18 protein-coding genes are annotated in these 18,189 nt (G+C 68.0%); 14 read left to right on the top strand and 4 right to left on the bottom strand.

All coding sequences use genetic code 11. The features are described 5' to 3' along the window. Window positions 1-166 precede the first annotated feature (166 nt). The 4 genes from JI745_RS04475 (at window position 167) to JI745_RS04460 (ending at window position 3,587) form a co-directional block, all read left to right on the top strand. Complete coding sequence (locus JI745_RS04475) at window positions 167-673, top strand: gluconokinase (RefSeq protein ID WP_236674902.1); 507 nt, start codon at window positions 167-169, stop codon at window positions 671-673. Beyond that, entirely contained in the window at window positions 670-1,173 is a 504-nt protein-coding gene (locus tag JI745_RS04470; RefSeq protein ID WP_201804108.1) for a TRAP transporter small permease subunit, read from the top strand. Before JI745_RS04475 ends, JI745_RS04470 begins: the two co-directional genes overlap by 4 nt. 79 nt (window positions 1,174-1,252) lie before the next feature. Next, entirely contained in the window at window positions 1,253-2,542 is a 1,290-nt protein-coding gene (locus tag JI745_RS04465; protein ID WP_201804106.1) for a TRAP transporter large permease, read from the top strand. A gap of 37 nt (window positions 2,543-2,579) precedes the next feature. Beyond that, a complete protein-coding gene (locus tag JI745_RS04460; RefSeq protein ID WP_201804105.1) occupies window positions 2,580-3,587 on the top strand; it encodes a TRAP transporter substrate-binding protein in 1,008 nt (335 codons plus the stop codon). Between the two features lie 100 nt (window positions 3,588-3,687). On the opposite strand, the gene JI745_RS04455 is transcribed toward JI745_RS04460, so the two are convergent. Beyond that, window positions 3,688-4,926: a polyhydroxyalkanoate depolymerase gene (locus tag JI745_RS04455; RefSeq protein ID WP_201804104.1), complete on the bottom strand. Its 1,239-nt coding sequence runs from the start codon at window positions 4,924-4,926 to the stop codon at window positions 3,688-3,690. Window positions 4,927-5,073: 147 nt separating this feature from the next. Here JI745_RS04455 and JI745_RS04450 point away from each other — a divergent pair, with 147 nt between their 5' ends. Then, complete coding sequence (locus JI745_RS04450; RefSeq protein WP_201804103.1) at window positions 5,074-5,817, top strand: glutathione S-transferase family protein; 744 nt, start codon at window positions 5,074-5,076, stop codon at window positions 5,815-5,817. Window positions 5,818-5,913: 96 nt separating this feature from the next. Here JI745_RS04450 and JI745_RS04445 read toward each other — a convergent pair whose 3' ends face one another. Next, a complete protein-coding gene (locus JI745_RS04445; protein WP_201804102.1) occupies window positions 5,914-6,336 on the bottom strand; it encodes a cupin domain-containing protein in 423 nt (140 codons plus the stop codon). Window positions 6,337-6,482: 146 nt separating this feature from the next. Here JI745_RS04445 and dsbD point away from each other — a divergent pair, with 146 nt between their 5' ends. Next, the gene (gene dsbD, locus JI745_RS04440; RefSeq protein WP_201804101.1) at window positions 6,483-8,453 is read left to right on the top strand and encodes a protein-disulfide reductase DsbD; all 1,971 of its coding nucleotides are present in this window, start codon (window positions 6,483-6,485) and stop codon (window positions 8,451-8,453) included. A gap of 3 nt (window positions 8,454-8,456) precedes the next feature. Then, window positions 8,457-9,170 carry a heparan-alpha-glucosaminide N-acetyltransferase gene (locus tag JI745_RS04435; RefSeq protein ID WP_310738482.1) on the top strand — a complete coding sequence of 238 codons (714 nt, stop codon included), beginning with the start codon at window positions 8,457-8,459 and terminating at the stop codon, window positions 9,168-9,170. Between the two features lie 3 nt (window positions 9,171-9,173). On the opposite strand, the gene JI745_RS04430 is transcribed toward JI745_RS04435, so the two are convergent. After that, window positions 9,174-9,461, bottom strand: a complete 288-nt coding sequence (locus JI745_RS04430; protein ID WP_236674901.1) for a hypothetical protein — start codon at window positions 9,459-9,461, stop codon at window positions 9,174-9,176. Window positions 9,462-9,512: 51 nt separating this feature from the next. Continuing rightward, window positions 9,513-10,754, bottom strand: coding sequence for a glycerophosphodiester phosphodiesterase (locus tag JI745_RS04425; RefSeq protein ID WP_201804095.1), 1,242 nt, complete (start codon window positions 10,752-10,754; stop codon window positions 9,513-9,515). 213 nt (window positions 10,755-10,967) lie between these two features. Here JI745_RS04425 and JI745_RS04420 point away from each other — a divergent pair, with 213 nt between their 5' ends. The 7 genes from JI745_RS04420 (at window position 10,968) to JI745_RS04390 (ending at window position 18,183) form a co-directional block, all read left to right on the top strand. After that, window positions 10,968-13,802 (top strand): response regulator, encoded by a 2,835-nt coding sequence (locus JI745_RS04420; protein WP_201804093.1) that lies wholly within the window; start codon window positions 10,968-10,970, stop codon window positions 13,800-13,802. 18 nt (window positions 13,803-13,820) lie between these two features. Next, the gene (locus JI745_RS04415; RefSeq protein WP_201804091.1) at window positions 13,821-14,966 is read left to right on the top strand and encodes an ATP-binding protein; all 1,146 of its coding nucleotides are present in this window, start codon (window positions 13,821-13,823) and stop codon (window positions 14,964-14,966) included. Between the two features lie 19 nt (window positions 14,967-14,985). After that, window positions 14,986-15,348, top strand: a complete 363-nt coding sequence (locus JI745_RS04410; protein WP_201804085.1) for a response regulator — start codon at window positions 14,986-14,988, stop codon at window positions 15,346-15,348. Between the two features lie 36 nt (window positions 15,349-15,384). Continuing rightward, entirely contained in the window at window positions 15,385-16,131 is a 747-nt protein-coding gene (rlmB, locus tag JI745_RS04405) for a 23S rRNA (guanosine(2251)-2'-O)-methyltransferase RlmB (RefSeq protein ID WP_201804083.1), read from the top strand. Continuing rightward, window positions 16,128-16,880, top strand: a complete 753-nt coding sequence (locus JI745_RS04400) for an NAD-dependent deacylase (RefSeq protein WP_201804081.1) — start codon at window positions 16,128-16,130, stop codon at window positions 16,878-16,880. The genes rlmB and JI745_RS04400 overlap by 4 nt, the downstream gene beginning before the upstream one ends. 10 nt (window positions 16,881-16,890) lie before the next feature. Next, entirely contained in the window at window positions 16,891-17,517 is a 627-nt protein-coding gene (upp, locus tag JI745_RS04395; RefSeq protein WP_201804079.1) for a uracil phosphoribosyltransferase, read from the top strand. A gap of 201 nt (window positions 17,518-17,718) precedes the next feature. Further along, a complete protein-coding gene (locus JI745_RS04390) occupies window positions 17,719-18,183 on the top strand; it encodes a hypothetical protein (protein WP_201804077.1) in 465 nt (154 codons plus the stop codon). The last annotated feature ends 6 nt before the right edge of the window (window positions 18,184-18,189 follow it).

Below are 18,189 nucleotides of genomic sequence, written 5' to 3'. Positions count from 1 at the left end.
TTAGCCCGGATGGCGATGAAAGCTGTGGCGCCTAGGATAGCGCTGTCCAACGCAGTGCAGCAAGGCCGATCTCTCGTGGGTTTCCCTGAGAGAGCCTGATGCCACGGAAGGTCTGGCGGCCGCATGAAAGGGCCGTTTTTCTCCTCGATCGAGATAGCGCTATCCAATGTCTTCTGTCGTGTTCATGGGTGTGGCGGGTTGCGGCAAGTCGAGTGCGGGTCAGGCTGTCGCGCAGCGCCTGGGCTGGCCGCTGATCGAGGGGGACGATTACCACCTCGAGGCCAGCAAGGCCAAGATGAGGCAGGGCATCGCGCTCACCGACAACGACCGCGCCGAGTGGCTCGCCCTCCTGGGTGGACTGCTGGCCGACCATCAACGGCGCGGCCAGAGCGCGGCGCTCACCTGCTCTGCGCTCAAGCGCAGCTACCGCGACCTGCTGCGCAGCCGCAATGCCGGCTTGCGCTTCGTCTATCTGGAAATCGACAAGCCGCATGCGCTCGAGCGTGTGGCGGCGCGCGCGGGCGAGCACCTCTTTCCGCCCAGCCTAGTCGACAGCCAGTTCGCCACGCTGGAGCCGCCGCATGGTGAGCCGGGCGTGCTGTGCATCGATGCGCTGCTGCCGCGCGACGTACTGGCCGACCGCGTGGCCGACTGGGTGAGGACCACCGCATGACCCGACACGACGCCCCCCGTTCTCGCGTTCAGCGCCTCGCCGAAAGTGCGATGGCGCTTGCGCTCGCGGTGATGGCACTCGCCGTCTTCATCAACGTGGTGCTGCGCTATGGCTTTGGCAGCGGCATCGCCGCGAGCGAAGAGCTCTCGCGGTTGCTCTTCGTGTGGATGGTGTTCATCGGCGCGACGGCGGCGTATCCGCTCGGCGAGCACATGGCGTTCACGAGTCTCCTGCGCCCCTTGCAGAACAAGCCCATCGCGATGCGCGTGATGGCGGTCGTGATCCACGGGTTCGTCGTGCTGGCCTGCGCGCTGGTGGGGTGGGGCGCCTGGCAGCAGGTGGTGGTGGGCCTCGACAGCAAGAGCGTCGTGATGGGCTACTCGGCGGCATTGTTGCCTTTGCCGGCGTTCCTGTCGTCGGTCGCCATCGGCGTGATGGCCTTGATCAATCTCGTTCGTGGCAAGGCCATCGAGCTGGGCCATGAGGTGGACGTCGAATGATGACCCCCACGCTCACTTCGTTCGCTGCCCCCCGAGGGGGCGCAGGCCTTCCTTGGGGCGGCCCGGCGGGAGGCCTGTCATGAGCCAAGGCGCCGTCACCGTCCTCTTCATCGTGGTCATGCTGGGCCTGATGGGCATCGGCGTGCCCATGGCCTTTGCGCTCGTGCTCACCGGCGCCTCGATGGCCTGGGGCCTCGGCTTCTGGGACACCCAGCTCTTCGCGCAGAACCTCGTGGCCGGCATCGACAGCTTCCCGCTGCTCGCGGTGCCGTTTTTCATCCTCGCCGGCGAGCTCATGAACACCGGCGGCATCAGCCAGCGCATCATCGGCATGGCGCAGGCGTGGCTGGGCCACGTGCGCGGCGGTCTCGGCTTCGTGACCATCGGCGCGGCGATCCTCTTGTCGGCCATGTCAGGCTCGGCGCTCGCCGATGCGGCGGCGATGGCCACCATCCTGCTGCCGATGATGCGCAAGCACGGCTATCCGGTCGCGCCCTCGGCCGGCCTGATCGCGGCCGGGGGTGTCATCGGCCCGATCATTCCGCCGTCGATGGCCTTCGTGATCTACGGCGTCACGACCAACACCTCGATCTCCTCGCTCTTCCTCTCGGGCATCGTGCCGGGCTTGATCATGGGGGCGGGCCTGGTGCTCGCGTGGAAGATCGAGATCCGCAAGTTCGAGCTGGAGACCGACCCGCCGCTTCCCATCGCCGACCGACTGCGTGCGAGCGTGCGTGCGGTGTGGGCGCTGCTCATGCCGGTCATCATCATCGGCGGCATGAAGACCGGCTGGTTCACGCCCACCGAGGCGGCGGTCGTGGCGGCGGTCTACGCGCTCGTGATCTCGTTCTTCGTGCACCGCGAGATGAAGCTGTCTGACCTGCACGGGGTGCTGGTGCGTTCGGCCAAGACGACCGCGGTGGTGATGTTCCTCTGCGCCGGCGCGCAGGTCACGAGCTACATGATCACGCTGGCCGACCTGCCGGCCACGCTGTCCGCCTGGCTCGGGCCGATGGTCGAGAACCCGCGCCTCCTGATGGCCGTGATGATGGTGACGCTGGTGGTGATCGGCACCGCGCTCGACCTCACGCCGACCATCCTCATCTTCGCGCCGGTCATGCTGCCGATCGCCGTCAAGGCCGGCATCGACCCGGTGTACTTCGGCCTGATGTTCGTGCTCAACGGTTCGATCGGCCTCGTCACGCCACCGGTGGGCACCGTGCTCAACGTGGTGGCCGGCGTCGGCCGCGTGCGGCTCGACCAGGTCATCAAGGGCGTGAACCCCTTCCTGATCACCTACCTCGTGATCCTCGTTCTCTTCGTCGTGTTTCCCCAGCTCGTCACTGCACCGGTCAAGTGGATGCGGTGACCACCACAAGCAACGCTCACTCCCCAGGAGACAAACCATGAAGCTCATCCGCCGCACCCTGCTCGCCGCGCTCGCCGCTGCGTGCGTCGCCCCTGCGTTCGCGCAGGACATCAAGCCCCGCCTCATCCGCTTCGGCTACGGCCTCAACGAACAGTCGAACCAGGGCCGCGCCACCAAGGTCTTCATCGACGAGGTTGACAAGCTCTCGGGCGGCAAGATGAAGGTGCGCGCCTTCGGCGCCGCGAGCCTGGGCACCGACGTGCAGATGCAGCAGGCGCTGATCGGCGGCGCGCAGGAGATGATGGTCGGCTCGACCGCCACGCTCGTGGGCATCACGAAGGAGATGGCGCTATGGGACACGCCGTTCCTCTTCAACAACGCGCAGGAGGCCGACGCCGTGCTCGACGGCCCGGTCGGCACCAAGGTCAAGGCCAAGCTGGAAGAGAAGGGGCTGGTCGGCCTCGTCTACTGGGAAAACGGCTTCCGCAACCTCACCAACAACAAGCGCGCGGTCGCCAAGCTCGAAGACCTCGACGGCATCAAGCTGCGTGTGATGCAGAACACCGTCTTCCTCGACAGCTTCAAGACGCTCGGTGCCAACGCCGTGCCGCTGCCCTTCAGTGAGCTCTTCAGCGCGCTCGAGACCAAGGCGGTCGATGGCCAGGAGAACCCGTACAACACCATCCTCTCCAGCAAGTTCTACGAGGTGCAGAAGTACCTGACCGTCACCAACCACGTCTACAGCCCGTGGATCGTGACGGTGAGCAAGAAGTTCTGGGACCAGCTCTCGCCGGCCGAGAAGAAGGTGCTGCAGGACGCCGCGGTGAAGAGCCGCGACTTCGAGCGCAAGGACACGCGTGACGAAGCCGCCAAGGCCCTGGCGGATCTCAAGGCCAAGGGCATGCAGATCAACGAGCTGCCGGCCGCTGAAGCCGCACGCATGCGCGAGAAGCTGGGTTCGATCAACAGCTCGATCGCGGCCAACGTCGGCCAGGACCTCTGGAACGAGACCCAGGCCGAGCTCGCCAAGCTGCGCAAGAAATAAATGACGGCCCCTCGGCCGCGGGTACGCGGCCGATCCCCCGAGGGGATGCCGGCCGGCTTGGGGCGGCCCGGCGCTCGGCCGGCCCGCGCTGTTCACCGCTTCACTGCGAGACGTGGATCACGTCTCGCACCACCGGATAGATCTGGCTTCTCCAGCGCCGGCCACTGAACACGCCATAGTGGCCGACGCCGGCCTGCACATAGTGCGTCCGCATGTACGGCCGCAGGTTGGTGCAGAGGTCCTGCGCGGCGAGCGTCTGGCCCGTGGAGCAGATGTCGTCGCGCTCGCCTTCCACCGTCAGCAGGGCCGTCCTGCGGATCTTCGACGGGTCGATCGTGCGCCCGCGGAACTTGAGCTGCCCCTGCGGCAGCGCGTACTCCTGGAACACCAGGCTCACCGTCTCCAGGTAGAACTCGGCCGGCAGGTCGGCCACCGCGAAGTACTCCTCGTAGAACTTGCGGGTGTGCTCGGCCGCCTGGATCGTCTCTTCGTCTGGGTCGGGGTGCGCGAGGTTGGCGTAGTAGGTCTTGAAGGCCTCCATGTGCCGCTCCTTGTTCATCGACATGAACGCGGTCAGCTGCATGAAGCCCGGGTAGACGCGCCGCCCGCCGCCCTTGAAACGCCAGGGCACGCGGCTCACCAGGTTCTGCTCGAACCACTCGATGCCCTTGGTCATCGCGAGCTTGTTCACCTCGGTCGGGCTGATGCGGCAATCGATCGGGCCGGCCATCAGCGTGAGGCTCGCAGGCGTGGCCACGTCGCCGTCTTCCGACATCAGCGCCACCGCGCTCAGGGCCGACACACACGGCTGGCAGATCGCCATCAGGTGCGCGCCGGGCCCAAGCACGCGCAGGAAGTCCATCAGGTGCTCGGTGTACTCGTCGAGGCCGAAGCGGCCGTTCATCAGCGGCACGTCGCGCGCGTTGTGCCAGTCGGTGATGTAGACGTCGTGGTCGGGCAGCATGGTCTCGACCGTGTCGCGCAGCAGGGTGGCGAAGTGGCCCGACATGGGCGCCACGATCAGCACCCGTGGCTGCGCGGGCGTTCCGGCAGGCAGATCTTTCTTGAAGTGCAGCAGCGTGCCGAAGGGGGTGACGTGGGTCGCTTCCTCGGTCACGTCGACCGTGGCGCCCTTGAACTGCACGCTGTCGATGTCGAAGGGTGGCCGCTGGTGCGTGATCTCTCCGAGCTTGATGACCTCGAGCATCGCGGCGAACTTGCGGTTGGTCTCCACCTCGTCCCAGCCCAGGGTCTTGTCGCGCAGCAAGGGCAGGGTGCTCTTGGCAAAGGTGCGCAGCGGCCACATCAAGTCGGCATGGGCTTGGTAGGCCTCGTACATGGGCGTCTCCTGTCGCGCTGTTCGATGTGAGCTGCTTCTGCAACTTGTGCGCCAGCAGCGCTGCACCAAAGGGCACCGCCTTGGTGTGCGGCCGTGGCACATGCCTTGCAGAACGGGCCACCATCACGCCAACGGGAGACACGCTTCATGCCCTCAGTCGCCACCAAGGCCGCCCCGAAGAAGACCGCCGCCAAGCCGGCGAGCAAGCCCGCCGCTGCGCCCAAGCCGGCGAAGAAGCCCGTCGCGACGCTCAGCCTGTCGAGCAAGAACTATTCGTCGTGGTCGCTGCGCGGCTGGCTGCTCGCCAAGTTCGCGGGGCTGGAGTTCGAAGAGGTGATGGTCCCGCCCGACGATGCCGATGCACGCAAGGAGCTGCTGTTGCTGGCCCCGTCGATCCGCGTGCCGTGCCTCGAGCACGACGGCGCCAAGGTGTGGAACACGCTCGCCATCGCGCAGTACCTCAACGAGATCAAGCCCGACGCCGGGCTGATGCCCGACGACCGCATCGCCCGTGCGCACTGCCGCTCGGTCAGTGGGGAGATGAATTCGGGCTTCTCGAACCTGCGCTCGTCGCTGCCCATGAACCTGAAGGCACACCACCCGGGCTACAAGATCTGGGCCGGCGCCCAGCCCGACATTGACCGCATCATCGAGATCTGGACCGAGTGCCTCGCCACCTATGGCGGGCCCTATCTCTTCGGCAAGCAGCGCACGATGGCCGATGCGATGTTCGCGCCGGTGTGCACCCGGTTCCTCACCTACGACGTGAAGCTGCCCAAGAGCTGCATCCTCTACTGCCAGACCATCATGGCCATGCCGGAAATGCAGGAATGGGTGGCAGCGGCTCGCGCGGAGCCAGACGACATCGAAGAACTGGACATGGACTTCTGAACGTCGGCGAGGCCGGCGGCTGCGATGGCCGGACCTTGATCGACAGCAGGCCCAGCGTGCACAGCACGCACAAGGCGAGCTTGAGCTTGCCGGGCCTCAAGCCCACGGCGTGAAGGGCGGCACCTCGCACGGGCCTTCGACGTCCACCGTCTTGAAGTCCGCCGGGCTCACGATCTCCAGGTACTCCATGTCGGGCGAGTAGTCGAAGAGGTAGTGCACGATGCCCGGCCGCTGGTGCACGCAGTCGCCGGCGGAGACCAGCGTTTCCTTGTCGCCGTACATGAAGCGCGCCCAGCCCTTGATCATGATCACGATCTGGAACTCCGCTTCATGGCGGTGCCAGCCAGTGCCCTTTTCGGGTGCCATGTTGGCCTTCACGAGGTGGGCGATGACCTTGCCACGCGTGGCCTCGGCGACACCGAGGTCGCGGTAGAGGAAGAAGTCCCGCAGGCCTTCGCCCTTCCACTCCGTTTCGCCCGGTTTGACGTGCGAGAACTTGGTCTGGGTGGTGTCCAACATGTCCGCGCTCCTGGTTTGCTGCGACGCGCCATCGCCATGCATGAAGCGTTCCGCCCTGAACTGGCGCAAAAAGCCGCGAAAAAGGCCGTGGCAGCCTGTTTCGCCTGGGAACGCTTTGCCGGCCGGCCTGTCGGAGAATGCGAAGCATGAGTACCTGGGCACATTTCAAGGGCGCACTGCGCCTGGCCACCGGCGCGCTGGCCAGCTTGCTGCTGGCCGCGGGCGCACTGGCGGCCGACGAGTTCCTCGACCCCGAGGTGGCCTTCCGCCCCTCGGCCCGGGCGCTGGACGCGAACCACATCGAGGTGCGCTTCGACATCGCCCCCGGCTACTACCTCTACCGCGAGCGCCTGGGCGCGACCGCCGAGCCGGCCGGCATCCAGGTGACCGAATTGCGCATTCCCGCCGGCAAGATCAAGTACGACGAGACCTTCCAGAAGGACGTCGAGACCTACCGCGACAGCGTGACGATGACGGTCGCGCTCGCGCACATGCCCGCCACGCCTTTCAAGCTGACGATCACCAACCAGGGCTGCGCCGACAAGGGCCTGTGCTACTCGCCGCAGAAGCGCGGCTTCAAGGTCGAGCCGGGGCAGGGCGCGGGGGGCGCGCCGCGCTTCACCTACCTCAACGAAGCCCAGGCAGCGGCCTATGTGCCGGGTGGCGCCGCCACGGGTGCAGTGGCGGCCGCGTTGACCGGGGGCCCCTCGACCGCATCGCCCACCACCACACCGGCCCAGAGCAGCGCCGCGAACCTGCCGGAGGTGGCTGCACCGGCCGCCACCACCGGTGAGCCCACCGAGCCGGTCGGTCGCGCGCTGCAGTCGGGCAGCACGCTCCTTGTCGTCGGGCTGTTTTTCCTGCTGGGCCTCGGCCTGTCATTCACGCCCTGCGTATTGCCGATGCTGCCCATCCTCTCGTCCATCATCGTGGGGCAGGGGCAGCCGGTCTCCAAGGCGCGCGGCTTCTCGCTGGCGCTTGCCTATTCGCTGGGCATGGCACTCGTGTACACGCTCTTCGGCGTGGTCTCGGCGCTGGCTGGCGAAGGCCTGGGCCAGGCGCTGCAGAACGTGTGGGTGCTGGGCGGCTTCGCCCTGCTGCTGGCGGTGCTGTCGCTCTCGATGTTCGGCTTCTACGAGCTGCAGATGCCGGTGTCGGTGCAGAACCGGCTCAACCAGTTCTCGCAACGCTTCACCGGCGGCCAGTTCGCGAGCGTCTTCGTGATGGGCGGCCTGTCGGCGCTCATCGTCGGCCCCTGCGTCGCCGCACCGCTGGCCGGTGCGCTGGTCTACATCAGCCAGACGCGCGACGTCGTGCTCGGCGGCACGGCGCTCTTCTCCATGGCGGGTGGCATGAGCGTGCCGCTGCTGCTGCTGGGCCTGTCGGCCGGGGCGCTGCTGCCCAAGGCCGGCGAATGGATGAAGTACGTGAAGCTCGTCTTCGGCGTGATGCTGCTGGCCGTGGCCGTGTGGATGGTCGCCCCGGTGCTGCCCAGCTGGGCCGGGATGCTGCTCACCGCGGGTGTGCTGGTCGTCGCCGCGGCCTGCCTGGGGGCCTTCAGCGCCTTGCCGAAGCCGGCGTCGGTCTTGCGCCGCTTCTCCAAGGGCGCAGGCGTGCTGCTCGGCGTGTTTGCAGTCGCGCAGGTGGTCGGCGCGGCCACGGGCGGGCGCGAGCTCGCCCGCCCGCTGGCCCACCTGGGCAAGGGCGCTCCGGCGCATGCCGAGCTGGCGTTCCAGACCGTGCGCAGCGTGGCCGAACTCGACGCCGCGGTGCGCGCCTCGACCAAGCCGGTGATGCTCGATTTCTATGCCGACTGGTGCGTGGCCTGCAAGGAGCTCGAGAAGTTCACCTTCACCGATCCCGCCGTGGCCAAGAAGATGGCCGGCATGACGCTCCTGCGCGCCGACGTCACCGCCAACAACGACGACGACCGGGCGCTGCTCAAGCGCTACACGCTCTTCGGGCCGCCGGCGCTGATCTTCTTCGCACCCGCCGGCAACGAGCTGCCCGCCTCACGCGTGATCGGCTACCAGGACGCCCGCCAGTTCGGCAGCCACCTCGACCGGGTGCTGGCCACGGCCAAGCCGCTGAGCGGCCCGCAGGTCGGCCTCAAATAAGACGTGGCCGGCTCCCAACGCTTCGACCGGCTCGATGCGCTGCGCGCCGTCGCCATCCTGTGGATGGCGGTCTTCCACTTCTGCTTCGACCTGAACCACTTCAGGTTCATCCAGGAGAACTTCTACCGCGACCCGTTCTGGACGGTCCAGCGCACGATGATCGTGACGCTCTTCGTCTTCGTCTCCGGCCTGGGGCAGGCCATCGCGTGGGAACAGAGCCAGAGCTGGCCGCGCTTCTGGCGCCGCTGGGCGCAAGTGGCGGGCTGTGCGCTGCTGGTCACGGCCGGCTCCTATTTGATGTTCCCGAAGAGCTACATCAGCTTCGGCGTGCTGCATGCCTTCGCGGTGATGCTCATCATCGGCCGGCTCACCGCCGGCGCGAAGCGCTGGCTGTGGCCGATGGGGCTGGTGGCGATCGCGCTGCCTCACCTGGTGCAGGACCCGTTCTTCGACACGCGCCTCACCAACTGGGTGGGCCTCGTCACCCGCAAGCCGGTGACGGAGGACTACGCGCCGGTGCTGCCGTGGATCGGCGTCATGTGGTGGGGTCTGGCCGCCGGCCAATGGGTGCTGGCGCATCGGCGCCAGTGGCTCGCCGGGCCGCTGCCACAGCGGCTCTCGCCGCTGGCGGTGCTGGGCCGCTGGTCGCTCAGCTTCTACATGGTCCACCAGCCGGTGCTGATCGGCCTCCTGATGGCGGTGCGCGCGCTGGTCTGAGCCTCAGGCACCGCCGATTGCGCGGTTGACCTTGCCCGTGCCGTTGCAGTTCTGGCAGGGCGCCGAGTCCACGCGGCCCGAGCCGCCGCAGCGCGGGCACAGGCCTTCGCCCGAGCCCGGCGTGCCGGGCGGTGCTTCGTCACCGGGAACCGGCGCCGAGGTGACCGGGGCGCCTTCCCGCGGCGGCGGGACCGACTGGTCGATGGAGGCGCCGGGGTCTTCCTCGCCCGCGACGGACTCGCGGGCCAGGTCCACCGGCTTCGGGGCGGAGGAGGGGGCAGGCTGGTTCATGCCGATGGATCGGCAAGCGGCATGCCGCGCCGCCCGCCCACCCGCCGCGCCTCAGTCGCGCTGGCAGCGGCGCTCGTTCACCAGACAGCGCGCGTAGTCGGGGTCGGTCTTCAGCAGGTACATCGCGCGGGCCGCGTAGGCGGTGTCGGCGAAGTCGCTGAAGAGACCGTCGACGCCCAGCTCGTAGAACGCCAGGTACTCGTTGACCGGGTTGCCCTGGTAGTTGCTCGCCAGGCGCCTTTGCTCGTTGCGGAAGGTGTAGGGGTGCACCACCAGGCCGAGCTTGTGGGCGTTGGCCACGATGTCGGTGGCCGGCACCAGGCGGCGGTCGCGCTCGTCGACCACGCCATCTCCGTTGGCATCGGCGCAGGCCCCGTTGCGAACGGTGATGCACGCGCTGCTGATGAGGTAGGTTTTCCACGGGCCGATGCCGTCGGCGTAGCTGCGCACCTCGGCAAGGCCTTGCGGCGTGAGCAGGTCGCGGAAGAGGCCGGCCCGGCCGGCCACCGTCCAGTCGTAGGGGCGGTCATAGGGCGGGGTGAAGTCGAGCGAGCCGTCGGCATTCACGTCGTTCGCGTCCACCAGCTGCACCAGGCGCACGCTGGTGCGCGAGCGCAGGTACTTGAGGTTGGCCTGCTCGAAGGACTGGATGAACACCGGCGCGTTGCGGTGGTTCCAGCCGGCCTGGGCAAGCACCTGCAGCAGGCGGTCTTCGAGCGCCAGGCCGAGCTTCTGGTGGTAGGTGGGATGCTTGGTCTCGGGGTAGATGCCGATCTGGCGGCCGTGCTCGCGCGACTTGCGCTTCACGAGCTCGATCACCTCGGGCAGCGTGGGGATCAGGTATTTGCCGTTGAAGCTCTGGTCGCGTTCGCCGAACGACTGCACGGCGCGCAGCTGCTTGATTTCGGCCAGCGTGAAGTCGCTGGCGAAGAAGCCTTCTTCCTCCACGCCATCGACCACGGCCTTGCGCTTGCGGCTGGCGAATTGCGGCAGGCTGCCCACGTTGGTGGTGGCGATCAGGTTGGGCTCGTGGCGGGCGATCAGGTGGCCGTCCTTCGTGGCCACGAGGTCGGGCTCCACGTAGTCGGCGCCCAGCTCGATGCCCAGCGCATAGGCCTCCAGCGTGTGCTCGGGCAGGTAGCCATTGGCACCGCCGCGGTGGCCGATGACGAGCGGCGTGGTCTGGTCATGGTGATGGCGGCGGCCATGCGGCTCGGCCATCGCCGTCTGGGCACTGCCCAGGCAGGCCGCGAGCAGGGCCATGGTCATCGGCAGCTTGTTCAGGAATCGCATCGACTGTTCTCCTCTTTTGCAGGTCGGGAAGCCGGCGCACCTTAGGGCCGCCCGATGACATGCCCATGAAACGCGCCTCGGAACAGCAAAGTCGCGCATCGTAGGCACGCCACATTCCCCTGTGAGCGATGGGCCTGCCGGCAGCGGGGCCTGACAGATGTGTCAGTTGTCGCGAGGTGTGACCGGGGGTACGTTCCGCCTGGAGGAGACTCCATGAAGCACATCTCGCCGCAGCGTGCCATCTTGCTTGCCATGCTCGTGGCCGCCGCGGTCCTGACGGCACTGGCTTATTTCGCGTGGGACTTCGCCCGGCAGACCGTCGATGCCGCGCGCTACGTGGCGCACACCCACGAGGTCAAGGCGGTGATCCGCGACCTCGAATCGAGCCTGTACCGGGCCGAAGCCGGGCAGCGCGCCTACCTCACGACCCGCATCACCGCCTACCGCAACGAGCGCGACATGGCATTGCAGTCGCTCGAGAAGGGGCTGGCGGAGTTGTCGCGCCTGACCACCGACAACCCCGCGCAGGCCGCACGTGTCGGGGACCTGCGCCGCGACGTGGCAGCACGCCTGGCCGTCTACCGCGTGAGCGATGGGCTGCTGCAAAGCGGCAGCGCCTATTCGGCCGAGCAGCGCATCGAGATCGGTGCGCAGGCACTGGCCAACATCCGTCCCCACATCGACATGCTCGTGGGCGAGGAGGACCGCCTGCTGGCCGAGCGCGAAAGCCTGCAGGCCCAGCGCACGCGGACCACGGTGATGATCGGCGCCGCCTTCGTGGCGCTGCTGCTGGTGGTGCTGCCGACCACCTTCTGGCGCATGGCGCGCGACCTCAAGGCACGAGCCAAGGCCGAGGTGCTGGTGGCCGAGGAGCGTGCCTTCGACCTGGTGCACGCGCGTGCCCTCACGCTCTACAACGCCGAGAACGACCGCCAGCGCGTACTCGACGGCACGCTTGCGCTCCTGGGCGAGAACCCGCTGTTCCCCGTCGGCGCCTTCTATTGCTACGACGAATGGGCCGGCGGCCTTCGGCTCGATGCCTCGCGTGCCACGCCGGCCGACATCAAGCGCATGGTGCGCCTGGACGAAGGGCCGATCGGCGCAGCCGCGCGCGAGGGCCGCACCCTGTATCTGGACGGCCTGCAGGCCGAAGGCGCGATGAGCATCGAGACGGGCCTGGCCACCGTGCGGCCGGCCGGCGTGCTGATGTGCCCGGTGCAGTACCAGTCGCGACTGCTGGGCGTGCTGGTGCTGGGCGTGGCGCGCCCGCTTGCCGACCGCGACCGCGAGTTCGTGGTGCGCATGAGCTCCCAGCTGGCCGTGGCGATCAACAACCTGAACCACCTCGCCGAGATGAACCTCCTCACCGACCAGCTGCGCAGCCGCGGCGAGGACATCCAGCGCAAGAACGCCGAGCTCGAGCGGGCCAACCGCATGAAGAGCGAGTTCCTCGCCAACATGAGCCACGAGCTGCGCACGCCGCTCAACGCCATCATCGGCTTCTCCGAGATCATGAAGGACGGCCTGACCGGCCCCATCGCCGGCGAGCAGCTGGAGTACGTGCAAGACATCCACGGCAGCGGCAAGCACCTGCTGTCCCTGATCAACGACATCCTCGATCTCTCGAAGGTCGAGTCGGGCCAGGTGGTGCTCGAGCTCGACCAGGCCGACCCGCAGAACCTGGCCGCGAGCACGGCCTCGGTGCTGCGCGAGCGCGCCTCGACGGCGCGGGTGCGCTTCAGCGTGCAGTGCCCGCCCGACATCGGACGTCTCTGCCTGGACATGCGCAAGGCCAAGCAGATCGTCTACAACCTGGTCTCCAACGCCCTCAAGTTCACGCCCGAAGGCGGCAGCGTCACGCTCGCCATGGAGCGGGTGCCGGCGGAGCGGGTGAACACGGTGGTCTCCGAGCCGGGCACGCGGGTGTTCCCGCCCACCGGGCCGGCCTTCGATCACTACCTGGAGCTGCGCGTCGTCGACTCGGGCATCGGCATCGCGCCGGCCGACCTGGAGCAGCTCTTCCAGGCCTTCGTGCAGATCGACTCCTCGCTCTCGCGCCAGTACGCCGGCACGGGCCTCGGCCTCACGATGGTCCGCCGACTGGCCGAGCTGCACGGCGGCGGGGTGATGGTGCGCAGCGTCGAGGGGAAAGGCTCGATGTTCGTCGTGTGGTTGCCGTGGCGCAAGGCGGCCGCGCAGGCCGACGCGACGGGCCAGGCCGACCACGACGCCACGGCGGCACCCCACGAAACCGGCAACGGCGCCAGCGGCCCGGCCCGCCTGCCTGCGGGCAAGCCGCTGGTGCTGGTGATCGAAGACGACCCGCGGGCCGCCAACCTGATGCGGCTGCAGCTCGAGGCCAACGGCTACGCAGTCGAGTTCGCGGGTACCGCGGAAGAGGGCCTGAAACGCGCGTCCGAGCTGCGCCCGACCGCCGTGGTGCTCGACATCATCCTGCCCGGCATGGATGGCTGGGGCATGCTGGCGCGGCTGAAGGAGCAGCCCGACACCAGCAACATCCCGGTCGTCATCGTCTCGATCACCGACGAAGCCCAGCGCGGTTTCGCGCTCGGTGCGGCGCAGGTGCTGGTGAAGCCGGTGACGCAGAGCGACCTGCTCGCGGCGCTGGCCGCCGCGGGGCTCGACGAGCCGCACACCGGCGCGCGCGTGCTCGTGGTCGACGACGACCCCAAGGCCGTGGCGCTCGTGAGCAAGCACCTGCAGGTGGCCGGTTATGAGCCGGTGGGCGCCTATGGCGGCCAGGAGGCGCTCGACATCGTGCGTTCCGAGGCGCCGGCCCTTGTGGTGCTTGACCTGATGATGCCGCAGGTGTCGGGCTTCGACGTGGTGCAAGGCCTGCGCAACCACCCCGACACTGCCGGCATCCCCGTCATCGTGCTCACCGCCAAGCTGCTCACGCGCGAAGACCGCGCGCTCCTGAGCGGCAAGGTGCAGCAGGTGATGGAGAAGACAGACTTCAACTCCATCGGCCTCCTGGCCGAGATCAAGCGCGCACTGGCCGGCCGGCGGCCGCCGACCTGGCACTGAGAGGCCGCAAGGACCCGCATGCGACCCGACCCGACCATCCTGATCGTCGACGACAACGCGGCCAACCGCCGCCTCTACCAGGCCACCCTGGGTGACCTGGGCGCCGAGCTCTTCATGGCCAGCTCCGGCGAAGCCGCGCTGGAACTCTGCGATGCGCACCCCTACGCCATGGTCCTGCTCGACGTGCACCTCTCGGGCATGGACGGCTTCCAGGTGGCACATGCCATCCGCGACAAGTGCCCCGGCCTCGATGCGCCCATCGTCTTCGTCTCGGCGGTCTACGTGCACGAGCAGGACACCTACCGTGGCTACCGGCTCGGCGCGGTCGACTACATCCTCTCGCCCATCGTGCCGGAGATCCTGCGCGCCAAGGCGGCGAACTTCATCCGCATGTACCGGCTGCGCGTCGAGGCGCAGCAGCAGGCGCAAGCGATCGAGAAGGCCTACCGCGAGCTGCGCACCGTGCATGCCGAGATGGAAGGCTTCAGCTACTCGGTGTCGCACGACCTGCGCACGCCGCTCGGCCAGGTCGCCGGCTTTGCCGACCTGATGGCGATGGGCCACGCCGGCGAGCTCCCCGCCAAGGCGCGCGAGTACGTGGGCTACATCCAGGGTGCGGCCCACCGCATGAACAGCCTCATCGACGACATGCTGCTGCTCGGCAACATGAGCCGCACCGAGATGCAGGTGCAGCCGGTCGACCTCTCGCACCTCGCGCAGTCGCTGCTGATGGAGCTTTCGACGCTGCGGCCGCAGGCTCACCTGTCGTGGGAGGTGATGCCCGGGATGCAGGCACAGGGAGACCAGCGCCTGCTGCGTGTGGCGCTCTCGAACCTGCTGTCGAACGCATGGAAATACAGCGCAGGCGTGCCGCGCCCCTTCATCGAGGTCGGCAGCCGGGCCGAGGCGGGCGAGACGGTCTTCTTGGTGCGCGACAACGGCGCCGGCTTCGACGTGCATGCGGCGGGGGAGCGGCTTTTCCGGCCGTTCCAGCGCTTCCATGCCGACTCGGTCTTCCAGGGCAACGGCGTGGGGCTCGCCATCGTGCAGCGCGTGATCGACAAGCACGGCGGCCGCATCTGGGTCGAGTCGGCGCCGGGGCGGGGCGCCGCCTTCTTCTTCACGCTCGGGCGCTTGTCCAGCCGGCCGGCGCCCCTCGTCTGACATCAGGAGCAGTACAACCATGGCCAACATCCTCGTCGTCGAAGACAACCCGCAGAACCTGAAGCTCGCGCAGCTCGTGCTGCACAAGGCCGGCCACGCCGTGCTGGCCGCCGAGAACGGTGAGCTCGGCCTGCAGATCGCGCACGACAAGCAGCCCGACCTGGTGCTGATGGACGTGCAGATGCCGGGGCTCGACGGCCTGGAGGTCACGCGCCGGCTGAAGTCGAACCCGAGCACCTCGCACATCAAGGTGGTGGCGCTCACGGCGCTGGCGATGAAGGGCGATGCCGAGCGCATCCTTGCGGCGGGCTGCGACGCCTACCTCGCCAAGCCCTACCAGTACCAGCAGCTGATGGACGTGGTGAACAAGGCGCTTAACTGAGGCGCCTGCGCGGCGTGGCGCAGATACCATCGCCGCATGAGCAGCAAGACTTCGATCCTCTTCGGCTTCCACGCCGTCACCGTGCGGCTGAAGACGGCCGCCGACTCCATCGTCGAGATCCACGTCGACGCGACCCGGCGCGACCAGCGCATGCGCCAGTTCGTCGAGCGCGCCAAAGACGCCGGTGTGCGGCTGATCGAGAGCGACGACGATCGGCTGCAGAAACTCTGCGGCACCCATCGGCACCAGGGCGTGGTGGCGCGCGTGAACGCGGTGGCCAAGAGCCACTCGCTCGACGACACGCTCGACGCGGTGGAAGGCCCGCCGCTCTTGCTGGTGCTCGACGGCATCACCGACCCGCACAACCTCGGCGCCTGCCTGCGCGTGGCCGATGGGGCCGGCGCTCACGCGGTGATCGCCCCGAAGGACCATGCCGTGGGCATCAACGCCACCGTCGCCAAGGTCGCCAGCGGTGCCGCCGAGACGGTGCCGTACTTCATGGTGACCAACCTCGCGCGCACGCTGGGCGAGCTGAAGGAGCGCGACATCCGCGTCATCGGCACGTCGGATGCCGCCGAGAAATCGCTCTACGACATCGACCTCACCGGACCGGTGGCGCTGGTGCTCGGGGCCGAAGGCGCCGGCATGCGCCAGCTCACCGGCAAGACCTGCGACGAGCTCGTCCGCCTGCCGATGAAGGGCGCAGTGGAAAGCCTCAACGTGTCGGTGGCCTCGGGCGTGTGCCTGTACGAGGCCTTGCGTCAACGCGAGCCGGGCGGATGAACGAGGAGCCCGTGCCGCTGATGCGCGAGGCACGTGCCTTGGTGCAGGGCGCGGGCACTCTCGCGGTGCTCACGGGGGCCGGCATGTCCGCTGAAAGCGGCATCGCCACCTTCCGCGATGCGCAGACCGGCCTGTGGGCCAAATTCAACCCGGCCGAACTGGCCAGCCCCGAAGGCTTTCGCGCGAACCCGTCGCTCGTGTGGGACTGGTATGCGGAACGGCGCCGGGGCGTTCAACGGGCGCAGCCCAATGCGGGCCACGTCGCGCTCGCGCAGTTTGAAAAGACCCATCGCGGCCGCGTGAGCATCGTCACGCAGAACGTGGACGACCTGCACCAGCGCGCCGGCAGCCGCGACGTGATCCGCCTGCATGGCGACATCCTGCAGGACATCTGGCTCGACACCGGCCGCTGCCGCCCCTGCGACATGGCCCGCGTCGAGCCCGGCAGCCCGCCGCGCTGCAGCGCCTGCGGCAACCTGCTGCGCCCCGGCGTGGTGTGGTTCGGCGAGATGCTGCCGGCCGAGGCGCTCTCGCGCGCCGAGCTGCTTGCGCGGGGCTGCGACGTGATGCTCGTGGTTGGCACCTCGGGCGCCGTCTATCCCGCAGCGGGCCTCGCGCATGTGGCACGGCGTGCCGGCGCGAAGGTCATCATCCTCAACCCCGAACCGAGCGAGATCGACGACGAAGCGCACCTGCTCTTGCGCGGCACGGCGGCGCGGATCTTGCCTGCGTTGCTCCAACACGATTGAGGTCCATCCCATGCCTGTCATCGACGTCAAGCACCCCCTCGTCAAGCACAAGATCGGCCTGCTGCGCGAGGCCGACATCTCCACCAAGAAGTTCCGCGAGCTGACGCATGAGCTTGCGCGGCTGCTCGCCTACGAGGCCACGGCCGACTTCCCGCTCGAGAAGACCACCATCGACTGCTGGAGCGGCCCGGTCGAGATCGACCAGGTGAAGGGCCGCAAGGTCACGGTGGTGCCGATCCTGCGCGCAGGCCTCGGCATGGTCGACGGCGTGCTCGACATGATCCCGAGCGCCAAGATCAGCGTGGTGGGCCTGTCGCGCAACCACGAGACGCTGCAGCCCGAACACTACTTCGAGAAGTTCGTCGGCCACCTCGACGAACGCACCGCGCTCATCGTCGACCCCATGCTCGCGACCGCCGGCTCGATGATCGCGACCATCGATCTGCTGAAGCGACGCGGCTGCACCGATGTGCGCGCCCTCGTGCTCGTGGCCGCGCCCGAGGGCATTGCGGCGCTGCAAAAAGCGCACCCCGATGTGCGCTGCTGGACGGCCGCGGTCGACAGCCACCTCAACGAGCTGGGCTACATCATCCCCGGCCTCGGCGACGCGGGCGACAAGATCTTCGGCACGAAGTAAGCGCAAGGCCCCACGCTCTGCGAGGGGTCAACGTGTTGTCACACATCGGCGTCAGGCTGCGGGAACACATGCGGCGGTGCGTCATCACACGACCGAGGGAAGCACCTGAGTGCTTTTACGTTTCTTCGCTTTGCAGTGCCTTGACCGACCGTTTCAAGCAGTCGTAAGGTCGGCGCTCCCGAGCGTGAAAGGAGCTTTCTGATGAAGAAACCGTTTCGCTTCTGGATGACCAGTGGTGTCGCGATCATGGTCGCGGCCGTCAGTGGTGGCAGAAGTCTTGCCAGTGAAGACGAGCGGCTGACGCTGACCAATGTCAGCCGCTTCGGGGTGTCTGAAACGGTACACCGCATCGAGGCCAGCGCGCAGCGCCACGGCATGCACGTGCTGGCCTGCCTGCCGCAAACGCTCAACGAGGTGACGGGCGAGTCACGCTACATGCTGGTGCTCGAGTCGTCGCAGGGTGGCACGCCGGTGGTGATGGAAAGCGAAGGCGCCAAGCCCAGCCTGCTGCTCACTGTCTACCTCCAGCAGGCCCGCTCCGGCCACGGCACCGAGGTCTTCCTGCAGCAGGGGGCGCTGCAGGACCTGCCCGAGGGCCTGTCCGACCAGTTGCAGAGCGACCTCGCCGGCCTGCCGGCGGTGGTCGACGAGGCGCTCTCGGCCTGAGGCCGC

Source organism: Piscinibacter sp. HJYY11 (assembly GCF_016735515.1).
Classification (GTDB): Bacteria; Pseudomonadota; Gammaproteobacteria; order Burkholderiales; family Burkholderiaceae_C; genus Rhizobacter.
This window is presented reverse-complemented; position numbering and strand designations above follow the sequence as displayed.